The sequence below is a fragment of the Marichromatium sp. AB31 genome, from assembly GCF_003718685.1.
Classification (GTDB): Bacteria; Pseudomonadota; Gammaproteobacteria; order Chromatiales; family Chromatiaceae; genus Marichromatium; species Marichromatium gracile.
In genome coordinates this window covers 38,446-54,690 of record NZ_RHFI01000021.1, presented here as the reverse complement: position 1 = coordinate 54,690, position 16,245 = coordinate 38,446, and the positions used below count along the sequence as shown (strand labels likewise).

The 16,245-nt window shown below is 70.7% G+C and carries 13 protein-coding genes; 7 read left to right on the top strand and 6 right to left on the bottom strand.

Going from position 1 to position 16,245, the window contains the following annotated elements:
- Window positions 1–146: 146 nt before the first annotated feature.
- Window positions 147–1,454, bottom strand: coding sequence for an ATP-binding protein (locus EBL84_RS13550; RefSeq protein WP_123141300.1), 1,308 nt, complete (start codon window positions 1,452–1,454; stop codon window positions 147–149).
- Between the two features lie 54 nt (window positions 1,455–1,508).
- Window positions 1,509–3,488 (bottom strand): SLC13 family permease, encoded by a 1,980-nt coding sequence (locus EBL84_RS13545; protein WP_123141299.1) that lies wholly within the window; start codon window positions 3,486–3,488, stop codon window positions 1,509–1,511.
- A 109-nt stretch (window positions 3,489–3,597) separates the two neighbouring features.
- Between EBL84_RS13545 and EBL84_RS13540 the strand changes: the two genes are divergently transcribed.
- On the top strand, window positions 3,598–4,329 hold the full coding sequence (locus EBL84_RS13540) for a retroviral-like aspartic protease family protein (RefSeq protein ID WP_190287971.1): 732 nt from the start codon (window positions 3,598–3,600) through the stop codon (window positions 4,327–4,329).
- 6 nt (window positions 4,330–4,335) lie between these two features.
- Here EBL84_RS13540 and EBL84_RS13535 read toward each other — a convergent pair whose 3' ends face one another.
- The 4 genes from EBL84_RS13535 to ileS all read right to left on the bottom strand — a co-directional run bounded on the left by EBL84_RS13535 (window position 4,336) and on the right by ileS (window position 9,730).
- On the bottom strand, window positions 4,336–5,382 hold the full coding sequence (locus EBL84_RS13535) for a succinylglutamate desuccinylase/aspartoacylase family protein (RefSeq protein ID WP_123141298.1): 1,047 nt from the start codon (window positions 5,380–5,382) through the stop codon (window positions 4,336–4,338).
- Window positions 5,383–5,391: 9 nt separating this feature from the next.
- Complete coding sequence (gene rimK / locus EBL84_RS13530; RefSeq protein WP_062273506.1) at window positions 5,392–6,297, bottom strand: 30S ribosomal protein S6--L-glutamate ligase; 906 nt, start codon at window positions 6,295–6,297, stop codon at window positions 5,392–5,394.
- Window positions 6,298–6,387: 90 nt separating this feature from the next.
- Window positions 6,388–6,897 carry a signal peptidase II gene (gene lspA / locus EBL84_RS13525; RefSeq protein ID WP_123141297.1) on the bottom strand — a complete coding sequence of 170 codons (510 nt, stop codon included), beginning with the start codon at window positions 6,895–6,897 and terminating at the stop codon, window positions 6,388–6,390.
- Entirely contained in the window at window positions 6,890–9,730 is a 2,841-nt protein-coding gene (gene ileS, locus EBL84_RS13520) for an isoleucine--tRNA ligase (RefSeq protein ID WP_123141296.1), read from the bottom strand. Before ileS ends, lspA begins: the two co-directional genes overlap by 8 nt.
- Window positions 9,731–10,030: 300 nt before the next feature.
- Here ileS and EBL84_RS13515 point away from each other — a divergent pair, with 300 nt between their 5' ends.
- The 6 genes from EBL84_RS13515 to EBL84_RS13490 all read left to right on the top strand — a co-directional run bounded on the left by EBL84_RS13515 (window position 10,031) and on the right by EBL84_RS13490 (window position 16,244).
- Window positions 10,031–11,311, top strand: coding sequence for an HD-GYP domain-containing protein (locus tag EBL84_RS13515; RefSeq protein ID WP_223807018.1), 1,281 nt, complete (start codon window positions 10,031–10,033; stop codon window positions 11,309–11,311).
- Window positions 11,312–11,487: 176 nt separating this feature from the next.
- A complete protein-coding gene (gene cysM / locus EBL84_RS13510) occupies window positions 11,488–12,378 on the top strand; it encodes a cysteine synthase CysM (protein WP_123141294.1) in 891 nt (296 codons plus the stop codon).
- A 37-nt stretch (window positions 12,379–12,415) separates the two neighbouring features.
- A complete protein-coding gene (gene rlmD / locus EBL84_RS13505; protein WP_123141293.1) occupies window positions 12,416–13,744 on the top strand; it encodes a 23S rRNA (uracil(1939)-C(5))-methyltransferase RlmD in 1,329 nt (442 codons plus the stop codon).
- Between the two features lie 45 nt (window positions 13,745–13,789).
- Window positions 13,790–14,257: a CYTH domain-containing protein gene (locus EBL84_RS13500; protein WP_123141292.1), complete on the top strand. Its 468-nt coding sequence runs from the start codon at window positions 13,790–13,792 to the stop codon at window positions 14,255–14,257.
- Entirely contained in the window at window positions 14,254–15,759 is a 1,506-nt protein-coding gene (locus EBL84_RS13495) for an ABC transporter substrate-binding protein (RefSeq protein WP_123141291.1), read from the top strand. The genes EBL84_RS13500 and EBL84_RS13495 overlap by 4 nt, the downstream gene beginning before the upstream one ends.
- Window positions 15,759–16,244, top strand: coding sequence for a L,D-transpeptidase (locus EBL84_RS13490; protein ID WP_123141290.1), 486 nt, complete (start codon window positions 15,759–15,761; stop codon window positions 16,242–16,244). The genes EBL84_RS13495 and EBL84_RS13490 overlap by 1 nt, the downstream gene beginning before the upstream one ends.
- The last annotated feature ends 1 nt before the right edge of the window (window position 16,245 follow it).

Genomic DNA, 16,245 nt, shown 5'->3' with positions numbered 1-16,245 from the left:
CGCCCTGCACCCGGGGGTGGCGCCCTGGCTCGATCATGCGCCGCCGCCGTGCCCGGTGCCGGTGGCGGCGCGGCGCCCGGCGCCGACACGCCCGCCGCTGGTGCTGGCCGGCTGAGCGCGGCCGCACCACGCTGGGGGGCGTCCGTCTATCCCCGCTCGAACCCGATCTCGCAGCTGTCGGGGTGCGCCGGCGGCGCGTCCTCGAGGATGCGCCGCTTGCCTTCCAGCAAGAAGTCGATCGCCCGTTGCAGGTCGGCCTGGGCGACGCGCTGCTCGGACTCGGGACGCATCGCCGCGTAGGAGGCGGCGAGCAGTACCGCGTTCTGGATGTCGCCACCGGCGGCGCCCTCGGAGTGCGCGGCCAGATCCTGATGGTCGACGTCCGCGGCCAGCGGCAGCTCGGCGGGGATGTGTGCGGCCCAGAGACGCGCGCGCTCGTCGGGGCCGGGGAGCCGGAACTCGACATGGGCGAGCATCCGTCGCAGGAAGGCGGTGTCGTAGTTGCCGACCAGGTTGGAGGCGAAGATCACCGCGCCCTCGAAGTTGTCGAGTTCGATCAGGGTGGTGCTGCGCGCGACATTGATGCTGTTGTCGGCCGATTGCGAGATGTCGCGCAGCCGTCGCCCGAGGATCGAGTCGGCCTCGTCGAAGAACAGCAGCGCGCCGCTCTCGCGCGCGCGGGCGAAGGCCGCCTGGATGTTCTTCGGCGTCTCGCCGACATACATCGACTCCAGCTCGGCATAGCTCACCCGCAGGATCGGTCGGTCGAGCAGATCGGCGATGGCATCGGCGGCGAGGGTCTTGCCGGTACCCGGCGGGCCGTAGAAGTTGAGCGCCAGGCGTCGCCCGGTGCGTGCCACCGCGGCCAGGTTCCAGGTGTCGTAGATCAGCCCCTGGGCGAGCAGTACGTTGGTCGCCTCGCGGATGCGGGTGAGGGTCTCGGGGTCGAGGATGAGTTGGTCGAGGCGGTGACGGGGGCGCTCCGGGGTGATCCAGTCGAGCCGTGGCGTGACCGTGGGGGCGGCGCTTGCCGCCTCGGGCGCGGCCGGTTCGGTCGCGCTCGATTCGGCGAGGGCCTCGGGCTCGGGCGCGAGCCCGGCGGCGCGGGCGATCTCGGGGTCGATCGGCGCACCCTCGGGGTTGGCGTGGGCGCGGCGCGCGAGGGTGGCCTGCCAGGGGTTGAAGTCGATGCGGACCTTGGGGCGCAGCAGTGCGCCGGGGAAGCGGCTGCGCGCGAGGGTGCGCCCGAGCCGCTTGATCAGCGCGTTGGTGGCCGCCGGTTCGGCCTCGATGGTGTAGGGCTCGCCCTGCTCGCGACAGCGCGGGCAGTCGTACATGGGCACGCCCACGGCCTCGATCAGCGGGTGGCCGGGGAGGCGCTTCTCGCCCTGGAGGACGAGTTCGAGCGGGCAGTCGTGGGTCGGGCAGCGTGGGGTTCGGTTGATCAGTGACATGGTCGCGGGTCTGGGCGCCGGCCTGGTGTGGCCGGCGCGACTGTGGGCCGTGGATCAGGGATGGTGGGTGAACACCAGGTTCAGCATGGTCAGCGAGACCACCAGGAACAGCACCGTCATGATACCGCCGGCGCGCAGGAAGTCGGCCACCCGATAACCGCCCGGCCCCATCACCAGGGCGTTGACCTGATGGGTGGGGATGAGGAAGGAGTTGGAGGTGGCGATGGCCACGGTCAGCGCGAACAGCGCCGGATCGGCGCCGACCCCGAGCGCCATGTTGACCGCCAGCGGCACCAGCAGCACGGTGGCGCCGACGTTCGACATCACCAGGGTGAAGGCGGTGGCGAGGATCGCGAGCACCGCCTGCACCACCCACACCGGCACCGCGCCGAGCGCCCCGAGCGCCTGATCGGCGATCCAGGCGGCGGTGCCGCTCTGCTCCACCGCCAGCCCCAGCGGGATCAGCGAGGCGAGCAGGAACACCGTCTTCCAGCTCACCGCCGCGTAGGCCTCCTCGATCGACAGCACCCCGGTGAGCACCATGCCCACGGCGCCGGTGAGCAGTGCGACCGACAGGCGCAGGTCGGTGAACAGGATCAGCCCGAGGGTGAGCACGAACAGCGCCAGCGCCACCGGGACCTTGTGCGGGCGCAGCGCCTCGTGCGGGTACTCGGTGGTGACGACGACGAAGTTGCGGTCGCGCTCGAGCCGCGCCAGATCGGCCCAGGTGGTGTGCACCACCAGCGCGTCGCCGGCGGCGAAGGGGGTGTTGCGCACCCCGCCGGTGGTGTAGTTGATGATGCTGCCGCCGCGATGGATCGCCAGCAGCGACAGCCCGTAGGTCTTGCGCAGCCACAGATCGCGCGCGCTCTTGCCGACCAGCGCCGAGCCCGGCGGCACCACCAGCTCGGCGATCCCCGCCCTGGACTCCGAGACGACCTCGGCGAAGTGGTCGAGTTCGGCACTGCGTTCGAGCCGGTTGGCGGCGACGAAGGCGTCCATCGCCGGTGCGGTGCCGATCAGCGCCAGGCGGGTGTCGGCGGCGATGCCGAGGGCGCGGTTGACCCCGTCGGCGCCGACCCTGAGCCCGTCGCCCTTGTCGAGCGCGACCACCCGCACCGTCCAGGTGCGCTCCATGTCGTCGACGCTGGTACCGACCAGCGGGCTGTCTGCCGGTACCCGCAGCTCGTGGACCGCGCAGCCGTCGAGTTGATAGGTCTCGGCGAGATAGGCGCGGGTGGTCGCGGCCTCGTGCAGCTCGGTCTCGCCGCTCCCGCCGCGCGGCAGCACCAGGCGTCCGGCGATGACGAAATAGAGGATGCCGGTGATCAGCAGGGCGATGCCGATCGGGGCGACGTCGAACAGCGCGAAGGTGCGCAGCGGCGCGCTGTCGGCGGGGAGGGCGTCGTTGGCCTGGAGGATGAGGTCGTTGAGCAGGATCAGCGGGCTCGAGCCGACCATGGTGATGGTGCCGCCGAGGATGGCGCAGAAGCCCATCGGCATCAGCAGTCGCGAGATCGGTAAGCGGGTGCGCGCGGCGATGCGCCCGACCACCGGGATGAACAGCGCCGCGGCGCCGACGTTCTGCATGAAGCTCGAGATCACCCCGACGGTGCCCGAGACCAGCGGGATGATGCGCGTCTCGGTGGCGCCGCCGAGACGCATGATCAGCCCCGCCACCCATGACATGATGCCGGTGCGATCGAGTCCGGCGCCGACGATCATCACCGCGATGATCGAGATCACCGCGTTGCTGGCGAAGCCGTCGAACAGGCGCTCGGGTGCGACCAGTCCCTGTTCGAGTCCGATCCAGGGTGCGACCAGGCTGCTCAGACCGAGCAGTACCATCACGCTGATCGCGGCGACATCGACGCTCACCACCTCGAAGGCGAAGAGGAAGACGGTGAGCAGCAACACGGCGCTGACCCAGGCGATCTCGACCGAGGGGACGATCCCGGCGAGATAGATGGCGAGCAGGGTGAAGAGTGCGGCGGCCAGGTGCTCCCTGGGCAGGGCGCGGATGGCGTCGGTCATCGGGGGTCCTCCTCTCGGCGCGGGCGATGGGTGTGAACCGGCGATCGATCATACATTAACGTTTGCTTATATTTTTCGCTTTTTTCGTCGGCCTGTTAGCCTTGCCGCGATGAAGCGACATGCCCTGATGCTGGTGGTGATGGCCGTGCTGGCGAGCGCGGCGGGGGGAGGCGCGCGCGCCGCGCCCGAGGTCGAGGTGGCGAGTGCGCTCACCCGGCTGGCCGCGCGGCACGACTTCACGGTGAGCGGGATCGAGCAGGCGCGCGGACGCCACGGGCGGCTGCGCGAGGGCGCGCTGGAGCGACGCCTGCGCCATCTGCTCGCCGGGATCGATCATGTCATCCTGCGCACCGCCGATGGCCGCGTGCAGCGGGTCATCCTGCCCGGCGGTCGGGGGGCGGTCGCGACGGCCTCGGTGGCATTTGCGCCGGCGCCGCGACCGCCGGCGGTGCTGGCGCTGCGCCGCAAGGGCGCGGCACTGGTGATGGTGCTGACGCTCGAGTCCGCCGAGGGGCGGCCGAGGCCGCAGCCGTTGCTGGTCGATTCGGGGGCCGCGCGCACCCTGCTGCCGGCGCCGCTGTGCGTCGAACTCGGGCTCGATCTGGAAGGGGTGGCGCCGGTCGCGATCGCGCTCGGCGACGCCGAGGTGCAGGCGCTGCCGGGGCGGCTGGCCGCGGTGCGCGCCGGTCCCAGGCGTCTGGTCGAGGTCGAGGTGGGCTGTGTCGAGGGGCGCGCGCTCGGCGGCAACGCATTGCTCGGCGAGGATCTGCTCGGTCGGCTCGGCGCTCGGCTCGATCGCGACGGCGCGCGTCTGGTGCTCGATCCCGCGCCGGGCGACTGAGTGGTCTCAGAGGATGCTCGGTCCCGCCTCGGTCTCGTCCTCGGGATCGAGCGCGACGCGATACTGCTCGACGGCCTCGACCGCGCTCTCCAGGGCGCCGAAGCGGGCGATGTGATAGAGCGCCTCGCCCTCGGTGACCAGCGGCAGGTTGGTGCGACCGATGACGATGCCGCTGCAGGGCGCGCGCACCGGCTCGTCGGCGGGGCGGAAGGGGTCGGTGAGCACCCCCAGGGTGTCGCCGCGCTCGACCTGGGCGCCGAGCGCGGTGAGCGAGAGCAGCACGCCGCTCTGCGGGGCGCGCACCCACAGGCTCGAGCGTGCCACCACCGGGGCGCGCACCCGGGCGCGGCGCCCGCCCGAGGCGCGGATCATCCCCAACCGTCGCATCACCCCGAGGATGCCGCGCACCCCGGCGCGGATCGAGAACTCGTCGAAGCGCAGCGCCTCGCCGGCCTCGAACAGCAACAGCGGGATGTCGTGCTCGGCGGCCACCGCGCGCAAGGAGCCCGGGCGTGGGTCGGCGTCGAGGATCACCGGCGCGGCGAAGGCGCGCGCCAGCTCCGAGGTCTCGGGGCTGGCGTCGAGGGTGGCGCGGATCTGGGGCAGGTTCTCGCGATGCAGCGCGCCGGTGTGCAGGTCGATGCCGTGGGTCGCCTTGGTGACCACCTCATTGATCAGGGTGGCGGCCAGGCGCGCGGCCAGCGAGCCGGTGTCCGAGCCGGGGAAGCTGCGGTTGAGATCGCGTCGGTCGGGGAGGTAGCGCGACTGGCGGACATAGCCGTAGACGTTGACCACCGGCACCGCCAGCAGGGTACCGCGCAGGTGACGCAGCGCCGGATGGGCGAGCAACCGGCGGATGATCTCGACGCCGTTGATCTCGTCGCCGTGGATCGCCGCGGTGATGAACAGCCGCGGGCCGTCGCGCCGCCCGCGCAGCACGTGCACCGGCATCGCCACCGGGGTCTGGGTGTAGAGGTTGGGCAGGGTGAGGTCGATGCGGGTGCGCTCGCCCGGCGAGATCTCGTGCCCGGCGATACGCACTGGCTCGGTCATGAGCGCTGCTCAGCCCTGCCCACGGGTGCGGGTCTTGCCGGCGGCGGCGTTCTTCTCGATGAAGGCGATCACCTGGTCGGCGACGTCCTTGCCGGTGGCCGCCTCGATGCCTTCCAGCCCGGGCGAGGAGTTGACCTCCATCACCACCGGGCCGTGGTTGGAGCGGAGGATGTCGACGCCGGCGACGTTGAGCCCCATGATCCGCGCCGCGCGGGTGGCGGTGGAGCGTTCCTCGGGGGTGATGCGGATCAGCGAGGCGCTGCCGCCGCGATGGAGGTTGGAGCGGAACTCGCCGGCCTTGGCCTGACGCTTCATCGCCGCCACCACCTTGTCGCCGATGACGAAGCAACGGATGTCGGCGCCCTTGGCCTCGCGGATGTACTCCTGCACCAGGATGTTGGCCTTGAGTCCCATGAAGGCCTCGATCACGCTCTCGGCGGCCTGCTGGGTCTCGGCGAGCACCACGCCGATGCCCTGGGTGCCCTCGAGGAGCTTGATCACCAGCGGCGCGCCGCCGACCATCTTGATGAGATCGGCGATGTCGTCCGGGGCGTGGGCGAAGCCGGTGATCGGCAGCCCGATGCCCTTGCGCGAGAGCAGCTGCAGCGAGCGCAGCTTGTCGCGCGCGCGGGTGATCGCCACCGACTCGTTGAGCGGGTAGACGCCCATCATCTCGAACTGGCGCAGCACCGCGGTGCCGTAGAAGGTCACCGAGGCGCCGATGCGCGGGATCACCGCGTCGAAGCCGGTCAGCTCCTCGCCCTTGTAGTGGATCGAGGGGGCGTGCGAGGTGATGTTCATGTAGCAGCGCAGCACATCGAGCACCTTGGTCTCGTGGCCGCGCGCGCGCGCCGCCTCCACCAGTCTGCGGGTGGAGTAGAGCGAGGGGTTGCGTGACAGGATTGCAATCTTCATCGCATTCACTGGTCCCTGATGAAGAAAAAGGACCGGGGCGTTGTTCCCCGGGTGGACGACCCTCCCTGGTCGTTGCCGGACACGCCGGCGTCAGTCCAGGTGGCGCGGTTCGGGCTGCTCGAACAGGGTGACGATCAGCAGGATGACGACCCCGATGCTGATCGCGCTGTCGGCGACGTTGAAGGCCGGCCAGGGGTTGAACAGGTCCATCGGCAGGAAGGGCAGATAGACCTGGACGAAGTCGATCACATGACCGAGCACCACCCGGTCGATCAGGTTGCCGAGCGCACCGCCGAGCAGCAGCGCCAGTGCCGCGGCGCTCCAACGCTGGTCGCGGCGCAGCCGCCCCAGCCAGATCACCAGCGCGACGCTGACGGCCACGGCGATCAGCGCGAACAGCCAGCGCTGCCAGCCGCCGGCCCCGGCGAGCAGGCTGAAGGCCGCGCCCTCGTTGAACACCAGGGTGAGGTGCAGGGTCTCGGTCAGCGCGATCACCTGGAAGGGATCGAGCAGACCGTAGACCAGCCACTTGCTGGCCTGGTCGAGGACCAGCACCAGCAGCGACAGCCACAGCCAGGAACGGGCGCCGGACTCAGCCATAGCGGCGGGTCTCGCCGGCGCCGGCGACGTTCTCGACGCAGCGTCCGCACAGCTCCGGGTGCTCGGCATCGGCGCCGACGTCGGCGCGGCGGTGCCAGCAGCGCACGCACTTGGGGTGGCTGCTCGGCGCGACCATCACCCGCAGCCCCTCGAGCTCGGTGTCCTGGGCCTCCGCGGGCGCCCGCTCGAGCGGCTCGAGCCGCACCGCCGAGGTGATCAGTACGAAGCGTAGCTCATCCTCCAGCCGCTCCAGGGTGGCCAGCAGCTCGGGCGCGCAGTAGAGGGTGAGTTCGGCGTCGAGGGCGGCGCCGATTGCGCCGTCCTTGCGCGCGGCCTCCAGCGCCGGGCCGGTGGCGGCGCGTACCGCGATCACCTGATCCCAGAAGGCGCGGCCCAGCGGCTCGTCCTCGGCGAGGGTGAACAGCCCCGCATACCACTGCTCGATGAACGGGGTCTCGCCGCGCTCGCCGGGGATGTGGCGCCAGATCTCGTCGGCGGTGAAGCTCAGGATCGGTGCCATCCACCGCGCCATCGCCTCGATGATGTGATACATCGCGCTCTGACAGGAGCGTCGCGCCAGGCTGTCGGCCTGGGTGGTGTACTGACGGTCCTTGATGACGTCGAGATAGAAGCCGCCGAGATCGACCACGCAGAACTGCTGCAGCTTCTGGCAGATCAGGTGGAACTGGTAGTCGTCGTAGGCGGCGACGATCTCCTGCTGGAGACGCGCGGCGCGATCGACCGCCCAGCGGTCGAGGGCGAGCATCTCGGCCGGGTCGATCAGGTCGCCGGCCGGGTCGAAACCGTTGAGGTTGGCGAGCAGGAAGCGCGCGGTGTTGCGGATGCGCCGGTAGCTGTCGGCGGTGCGCTTGAGGATCTCGTCGCTGACGCTCATCTCGCCGCGATAGTCGGTGCCCGCGACCCACAGCCGGATGATGTCGGCACCGAGGTTCTTGACCACCGTCTGCGGGCTGACCACGTTGCCCTTGGACTTCGACATCTTCTCGCCCTTGGCGTCGACGGTGAAGCCGTGGGTGAGCACCTGGCGATAGGGCGCGTGACCGTGGATCGCGGTGGAGGTCATCAGCGAGGACTGGAACCAGCCGCGGTGCTGGTCCGAACCCTCGAGATAGAGATCGGCCGGGCGACCGAGTTCGGCGCGGCGGTCGAGCACGCAGGCGTGGGTCACCCCGGAGTCGAACCAGACGTCGAGGGTGTCGTGCACCTTGTCGTAGTGCGCGGCCTCCTCGGCGCCGAGGAGTTCGGCCGGATCGAGCGCGAACCAGGCCTCGATGCCCTCGCGCTCGACGCGCTCGGCGACCTGCTCGATCAGTTCGGCGGTGCGCGGGTGCAGCGCCGCCGTCTCCTTGTGGACGAACAGCGGGATCGGCACGCCCCAGGTACGCTGGCGCGAGATGCACCAGTCGGGACGGCCCTGGACCATCGCCTCGATGCGGTTGCGACCCCACTCCGGCAGCCACTCGACCTTGGCGATCTCGCCGAGTGCCGCGGCGCGCAGTCCGGCCTGCTCCATGCTGACGAACCACTGCGGGGTGGCGCGGAAGATGATCGGCGTCTTGTGGCGCCAGCAGTGCGGGTAGCTGTGGGTGATGCGGGTCTCGAGCAGCAGTGCGCCGCGCGCCTTGAGCACCTCGAGCACGTGCTCGTTGGCCTTGAACACGTGCTCGCCGGCGAACAGCGCGGTGTCGGGCAGGAAGCGCCCGTCGCCGCCGACCGGGTTGTCGACCGGCAGGCCGTAGCGCTGACCGACGAGATAGTCGTCGAGACCGTGGCCGGGGGCGGTGTGTACCGCGCCGGTACCGGCGTCGAGGCTGACGTGCTCGCCGACGATCACCGGCACCTCGCGATCGTAGAAGGGGTGGCGCAGGCGCAGCCCCTCGAGGTCGATGCCGCGGGCATAGCCGAGCACCCGGTAGCGCTCGATGCCCCAGCGATCCATGGTGTCCTTGAGCAGGCCCTCGGCGACGATCAGCCGCTCGCGCCCGCCCGGGGCGTCATCGTGCTCGGCCTCGACCACCACGTACTCGAGCTCGGCGTTGAGCGCAACGGCCTGGTTGGCCGGCAGGGTCCAGGGCGTGGTGGTCCAGATCACCACCGCCGCCGGGCCGGCGCCGGCACCGTCGGGGGCGGTGTGACAGCGACCGTCGAGGGCGTCGGGGTCGACCAGCTGGAAGCGCACGTCGATGGCGATCGACTGCTTGTCGGCGTACTCGACCTCGGCCTCGGCCAGCGCCGAGCCGCAGTCGACGCACCAGTGCACCGGCTTGAACCCCTTGTGGACGTGCCCATTGTCGATGATGCGGCCGAGCGCGCGGATGATGTCGGCCTCGAAGCCGTAGTCCATGGTGAGATAGGGGTTGTCCCAGTCGCCGAGCACGCCGAGACGCTTGAAGTCGGTGCGCTGACCGTCGACCTGACGGGCGGCGTAGTCGCGACAGGCGCGACGGAACTCGGCGGCGCTGATCTTCTGACCCGGCTTGCCCTTCTTCTTCTCGACCTGGAGCTCGATCGGCAGACCGTGACAGTCCCAGCCCGGCACGTAGGGGGCGTCGAATCCGGTCAGGGTGCGCGACTTGACGATGATGTCCTTGAGCACCTTGTTGACCGCGTGGCCGATATGGATGTCGCCGTTGGCGTAGGGCGGGCCGTCGTGCAGCACGAAGCGCTCGGCGCCGGCGCGGGCCTCGCGGATACGCGCGTAGAGATCCATCGATTCCCAGCGTTTGAGCATCTCGGGCTCGCGCTGCGCCAGGTTGGCCTTCATCGCGAAGCCGGTCTTGGGAAGATTGAGCGTCTGTTTATAGTCTGTCACGTCGATCTCAGCGGGTCGGAAAGAGTGGGGCGCGCCGTCCCGGGGCGCGCGTTCGGGGCAAGCTACAAGTCGCCCCGATGATAATCAAGCGGGGGCGTCAACCGTCGGTGGCGCGCCTGGGCCCTGTGTTGACCGCCCGGGTCCCGGTCGCTAGCTTACGGCCACGCCGGAGACCGGCGCAGGTGTGGCGCGCTGTGTGGTGTCGGTGCCGTGCGCGACACGAGATCGTCGGTGAGTCGGCGTGACGCGAGCGGGCCGGTTCGAGTGTCGGGTCCAGTGTCGGTCAATGCAGGTTGCGCCGTGAGCGATAACACACAACACAAACCCAGGCTGCGGATCGGGATGTTCGTGCATCTCGATCTGCCCTGGATGGCGCACCCCTTCTTCACCAGCAGTTTCAAGATCCGCACCCGCAAGCAGCTCGAGACGCTGATGCAGCTCGATCTCGGGCGGGTGCGGGTCGATCTGGCGCGCAGCGACCCGGAGCCGGAGGACCTGCCGGCGGACGACGAGCCCGAGGGCGACGGTGACGCCGAGGTACGCGATCAACTGCGCGCCGATCTCGAGGCCTCCCTGTGGGAGGAGAAGAACGCGCGCATCCGCGTGCTCAAGGAGCGGCGCAAGCGGCTCAACCTCTGCGCCAAGCGCTACCGCCAGTCGGTGGTGCTGGCGCGCAAGCTGATGTCGCACCTGCGCTCGGCCCCGGCGCAGGCGGCCGAGGAGGCCGACACGCTGGTCTCGCAGATGGTCGAGGACCTGACCGCCGATCACGAGGCCACGGTGCAGCTGGTCAACCTCAAGAGCCAGGACGAGAACACCTATCATCACGCCATCAACGTCATGGCGCTGGCGCTGGTGCTCGGGCGCAAGCTCAAGCTCGATCGCGAGAACCTGCGCCTGCTCGGGCTCGGCGCGCTCTTCCACGACCTCGGGCTGCAGCGCATCCCTTCACAGATCCTGCACAAAAAGGGCGACTGGAACAAGCCGGAACGCGCCCTCTACGAGCAGCACCCGCGCTACGGGGTGGAGATCGCCCAGGCCATCGGCACCCTGCCCGATGCGGTGATCGAGGTCATCGGCCAGCACCACGAGCACCTCGACGGCAGCGGCTACCCGGACGGGCTGAGCGGCAAGGCGCTCGGCGCGCTGACCCGCATCGTCAGCGTGGTCAATCGCTACGACAACCTCTGCAACGGTACCTATAGCGGACGCGGACTGTCGCCGCACCAGGCCGTCTCGAGCATGTACACCAAGGACCGCGCGCGTTACGACCCGCGGGTGCTGACCACCCTGATCACCAATCTCGGGGTCTATCCCCCGGGCACCGTGGTGCGGCTCGAGGACGAGCGCGTCGCGGTGGTGATCTCGATCAACCCCGACGACCTGCTCAGGCCCAACGTGCTGGTCTACTCACCCGAGATCCCCAGCGATCAGGCGCTGATCCTCGATCTCTCGGAGGAGGAGGGCGCGATCCGCGAGAGTCTGCACCAGTCCGAGCTCACCGAGGACATCATCGAGTATCTCAACCTCTCCGACAAGCTGAGCTATTACGTCCAGTCGAGTCCGGCGAAGGGGCGCTGAGCCGTGCTCGGTGGTGCGCGACTCCGGGTTGGCGTAAGTTGAACTCGAACCAGGGGGTCCGCTCCGCGGCGCCGGGCACCTGTCCGGGCGCCCGCGATCTGGCACAATGCGCCGCCTGCGCGTCGGGCCTGCGCCGGTTCGAACCCATCCCGCCCATCGGTCACGGTAACGAGAACATGTCCTATCCGACCATCGAAGACTTCGTCGGCAACACGCCGCTGGTGCGTCTGCAGCGTCTGCCCGGCGAGACCTCCAACCTGATCCTCGCCAAGCTCGAGGGCAACAACCCCGCCGGCTCGGTCAAGGACCGTCCCGCGCTCAACATGATCCGTCGCGCCGAGGAGCGCGGCACCATCCGCCCCGGCGACACCCTGATCGAGGCCACCAGCGGCAACACCGGCATCGCGCTGGCGCTGGCGGCGGCCATCCGCGGCTATCGCATGGTGCTGATCATGCCCGAGAACATGAGCGCCGAGCGCCGCGGGGCGATGCGCAGCTATGGCGCCGAGATCATCCTCACCCCCGCCACCGGTGGCATGGAAGCGGCCATCGATCTCGCCCTGGAGATGGAGGCGCGCGGCGAGGGCGTGCGTCTCGACCAGTTCTCCAACCCCGACAACCCCGAGGCGCACACCCTCGGCACCGGCCCCGAGATCTGGCGCGACACCGAGGGGCGGGTGACCCACTTCGTCAGCTCGATGGGCACCACCGGCACCATCATGGGCACCGGGCGCTATCTCAAGGCGCAGAACCCGGCGGTGCAGGTCGTCGGCGTGCAGCCGGCCGAGGGGGCGAGCATCCCCGGCATCCGCCGCTGGCCCGCAGCCTATCTGCCCAAGGTCTACGATCCGGCCGGGGTCGATCGCATCATCGACGTCACCCAGCAAGAGGCCGAGGAGACGATGCGCGCGCTGGCCGCGCGCGAGGGCATCTTCGCCGGCGTCTCCTCGGGCGGTGCGGTGGCCGCGGCGCTGCGTCTCTCCGCCGAGGTCGAGGACGCGGTGATCGTGGCGATCATCTGCGACCGCGGCGACCGCTATCTGTCGACCGGGGTGTTCCCGGCCTGAACCCAAATCATCCATAAACGAACGAGTATCCAAGTCCGTGTCGAGAAGAAAACGCAAGCCGCTCCCCCAGGACCCGGTCGAGGTCGAGATCGAGAGCCTGACCCACGAGGGTCGGGGCCTCGCCCACCTCGACGGCAAGGCCGTGTTCGTCGACGGCGCCCTGCCCGGCGAGCGCGTCCGCTTCCAGTACACCCGGGTGCAGCGTCGCTACGACGAGGGCCGGGTGGTCGAGGTGCTGCACGCCTCGCCCGAGCGGGTCGAGCCGCGCTGCGCGCACTTCGGGGTGTGCGGCGGCTGCTCGCTGCAGCACCAGGACACGGCGGCGCAGATCCGCGCCAAGCAGGCCAGTCTCGCCGACGTCTTCACCCGCATCGGCAAGGTCGAGCCCGAGCGTTGGCTCGATCCCCTGGTGGCCGATCATTGGGGCTACCGGCGCAAGGCCCGGCTCGGGGTGCGCCGGGTGGAGAAGAAGGGACGCACCCTGGTCGGCTTCCGCGAGCGCGGCAACGCCTTCCTCGCCGATCTCGAACGCTGTCCGGTGCTGCATCCGGCCGTCGGCGAGCGGCTGGTGGAGATCGGCGCGGCGATCGACGCGCTGAGCATCCGCGACCAGGTGCCGCAGATCGAGGTCGCCGTCGGCGACAGGTCGTGCGTGCTGGTGTTCCGCGTGCTGCAGACCCCGACCGACGCCGACCTGGAGGTGCTGCGCGCGCTCGGCGAGCGCGAGGGCTACCACATCTATCTCCAGGAGGGCGGCCCGGAGACGGTGCGCCCGCTGCCCGGGCACGAGATCGACCTGTCCTACAGCCTGCCGCGTCACGGCCTGACCCTGGAGTTCCTGCCCAACGACTTCACCCAGGTCAACCTCGAACTCAACCGCGCGATGATCGACCAGGCGCTCGGTCTGCTCGACGTCCAGCCCGACGAGACCGTGCTCGACCTGTTCTGCGGGCTCGGCAACTTCACCCTGCCGCTGGCGCGCCAGGCCGCCAGCGTGGTCGGGGTCGAGGGTGACGCCGGGCTGGTGGCGCGCGCCGAGCGCAATGCCGCGCGCAACGGCATCGACAACACCCGCTTCCACACCGCCGACCTCTACGGCGAGCTGGAACTCGAGCCGTGGATGCGCGAGCGCTTCGGCAAGGTGCTGCTCGACCCGCCGCGCAGCGGTGCGCTGCAGGTGCTCGACTGGCTGCCGCGGCTCGGTGCCGAGCGTATCGTCTATGTCTCCTGCTACCCCTCGACCCTGGCGCGCGACGCCGATCGCCTGGTCAACGGGCTCGGCTATCGGCTGCGTGCCGCCGGGGTGATGGACATGTTCCCGCACACCGGGCACGTGGAGTCGATGGCGCTGTTCGAGCGCGCCTGAACGGACGCGGCGGGCATTGCCCGCCGTGCATCCTGGAGGTCAGTCATGGCAATCGAGATCGAACGCAAGTTCCTGGTGCGCGACGCCGGCTGGCGCGAGGCGGTCAGCCGCAGCACCCGCATGGTGCAGGGCTATCTGGTGGCCGAGCCGGGGTTGACGCTGCGGGTGCGGATCGCCGGCGAGCAGGCCTTCCTCACCCTCAAGGGGGCGAGCCGCGGCATCGCCCGCGCCGAGTACGAGTACCCCGTCCCGGTGGCCGACGCCGAGGCGATGCTGCGCGATCTGGCCTGCACCGCGCTGGTCGAGAAGGTGCGTCATCTGGTGACGGTCGCGGGCCGGGTGTGGGAGGTCGACGAGTTCGCCGGGGCCAACGCCGGACTGGTGCTCGCCGAGCTCGAACTCGAGGACGAACGGGCCGTCTTCGTCCGCCCCGACTGGCTCGGCGAGGAGGTCAGCGACGACCCGCGCTACTTCAACGCGCGCCTCGCCCGTCACCCCTACCGCGACTGGTGAGCGGCGCGCGGTCGCTCGCGCTCGGCGCCGCCGCCGTGCTCGGCGGCTGCGCCCGGGGGGCGCGCGAGGACGCGGTGATCCGCTTCGCGGTGGCGCGCCCGCCGCGCAACCTCGATCCCCGTCTGGCCACCGACGCCACCTCCGAGCGGGTCAACCGGCTGCTATATCGCACCCTGGTACGGCTCGACGCGGCCGCCCGGCCGGTGCCCGGGCTGGCGCGCTGGGAGCAGCTGGGGGCGACCCGTTACCGCTTTCGGCTCGGCGAGCAGGGGCGTCTGTTCAGCGACGGCAGCCGGCTCACCGCGCACGATGTCGTCGCCACCCTGGCCTCGATCCGCGCGCCGGGCTCGCGCTCGCCGCACCGCGCCGCGCTCGCCGGGATCGCGGCGCTGCGCGCGCGCGACGACGACACCCTGGAGCTGGCGCTGCACGCGCCCGACACGGCGCTGCCGAGTCGGCTGGTGCTCGCGGTGCTGCCGGCGGCGGCGATCGCCCGCGACCACCCCTTCGTCACCGCGCCGATCGGCAGCGGACCGCTGCGTCTGGTCGAGCGACCCGGCCCCGACGCGCTGCTGCTCGAACGACGCGCCGACGGTCAGCGGATCGCGCTGGTGACGGTACGCGACCCCAGCGTGCGGGTGATGAAGCTGTTGCGCGGCGAGGTCGATCTGTTGCAGGGCGACCTGCCGCCCGAGCTGGTCGATCATCTGGCGCGCGCGCCGGGCATCGCGGTGCGCGCCGTGCCCGGCGCCAACCTCTCCTATCTCGGCTTCAATCTCGAAGACCCGCGCACCGGCTCCCTGGCGGTGCGTCGCGCCATCGCCCAGGCGATCGACCGCCCCCTGCTGATCGACACCCTGCTCGGTGGTCGCGCGCGACTCGCCGAGTCGATCCTGCCGCCCGAGCACTGGGCGGGGCGGGGCGATCTCGCGCCCTGGCCTCATGACCCCGAGCGCGCCCGAGCGTTGCTCGCGGGCGCCGGGTTCGGCCCCGGGAACCCGTTGCGCCTGACCCTGAAGACCTCGAGCGATCCCTTCCGGCTGCGCCTGGCCGGGGCGCTGCAGGCGCAGCTCGCCGCGGCCGGGATCGCGCTGGCGGTGCAGGGGCACGACTGGGGGACCTTCTTCGGCGACGTCAAGGCCGGGCGCTTCAGCCTCTATGCGCTGACCTGGGTGGGGGTGCAGAGCCCCGACATCTTCCGCTACGCGCTGCACTCCGAATCGCTGCCGCCGGGGGGCGCCAATCGGGGGCGCTATCGCAACGCCTCGGTCGACCGGCTGATTGCGACCGCGGCGCGCGCGCCCTCGCTTGCCGCCGCGCGCGCGCCCTATGCCGCGCTGCAGGCGATCGTCCATGCCGAGCTGGCGTTGGTGCCGTTGTGGTACGAGGATCAGGTGGCGGCGCAGCGCGCGACCATTCGCGGCTATCGACCGGCCGGCGACGGCAACTATGATGGGCTGGCGCAGGTCGTGCGCGTCCCGGTCGCAGCAGAGGAGGAGTGATGAGCGAGCGCCGTATCCTGATCGATGTCCCTACCCAGACCCTGACCCTGTCGGCCGGCACGCGCGTGCTAGCCCGCTACCCGGTCTCGACCGGGCGCAACGGGGTCGGTGAGCGCAACGGCAGCGGTTGCACCCCGCGCGGGCTGCACCGGGTGCGCGCACGCATCGGCGATGGCTGCGCGCCGGGGACGGTGTTCCGGGGCCGCCGACCCACCGGCGAGATCTGCGACGCGGCGCTGCGCGCCGCCCACCCCGGGCGCGACTGGATCACCACCCGCATCCTCTGGCTCACCGGCTGCGAGCCGGGGCGCAACCGCGGCGGCGAGGTCGACACCCTGCGCCGCTATATCTACATCCACGGCACCCCGCCGAGCGAGCCGCTCGGCGAGCCGCGCTCGCACGGCTGCATCCGCATGCACGACGCGGCGCTGATCGCGCTCTTCGATCAGACCCCGGTCGGTACCCCGGTGGAGATCCGCGGCTGAG

Excerpts from the sequence above, each read along its gene's own strand:
- cysM (WP_123141294.1), top strand. The coding sequence starts at position 11,488 with ATGTCCTATCCGACCATCGAAGACTTCGTCGGCAACACGCCGCTGGTG.
- lspA (WP_123141297.1), bottom strand. The coding sequence starts at position 6,897 with ATGGCTGAGTCCGGCGCCCGTTCCTGGCTGTGGCTGTCGCTGCTGGTG.
- EBL84_RS13550 (WP_123141300.1), bottom strand. The coding sequence starts at position 1,454 with ATGTCACTGATCAACCGAACCCCACGCTGCCCGACCCACGACTGCCCG.
- rimK (WP_062273506.1), bottom strand. The coding sequence starts at position 6,297 with ATGAAGATTGCAATCCTGTCACGCAACCCCTCGCTCTACTCCACCCGC.
- EBL84_RS13490 (WP_123141290.1), top strand. The coding sequence starts at position 15,759 with ATGAGCGAGCGCCGTATCCTGATCGATGTCCCTACCCAGACCCTGACC.
- EBL84_RS13500 (WP_123141292.1), top strand. The coding sequence starts at position 13,790 with ATGGCAATCGAGATCGAACGCAAGTTCCTGGTGCGCGACGCCGGCTGG.
- EBL84_RS13540 (WP_190287971.1), top strand. The coding sequence starts at position 3,598 with ATGAAGCGACATGCCCTGATGCTGGTGGTGATGGCCGTGCTGGCGAGC.
- EBL84_RS13535 (WP_123141298.1), bottom strand. The coding sequence starts at position 5,382 with ATGACCGAGCCAGTGCGTATCGCCGGGCACGAGATCTCGCCGGGCGAG.
- EBL84_RS13545 (WP_123141299.1), bottom strand. The coding sequence starts at position 3,488 with ATGACCGACGCCATCCGCGCCCTGCCCAGGGAGCACCTGGCCGCCGCA.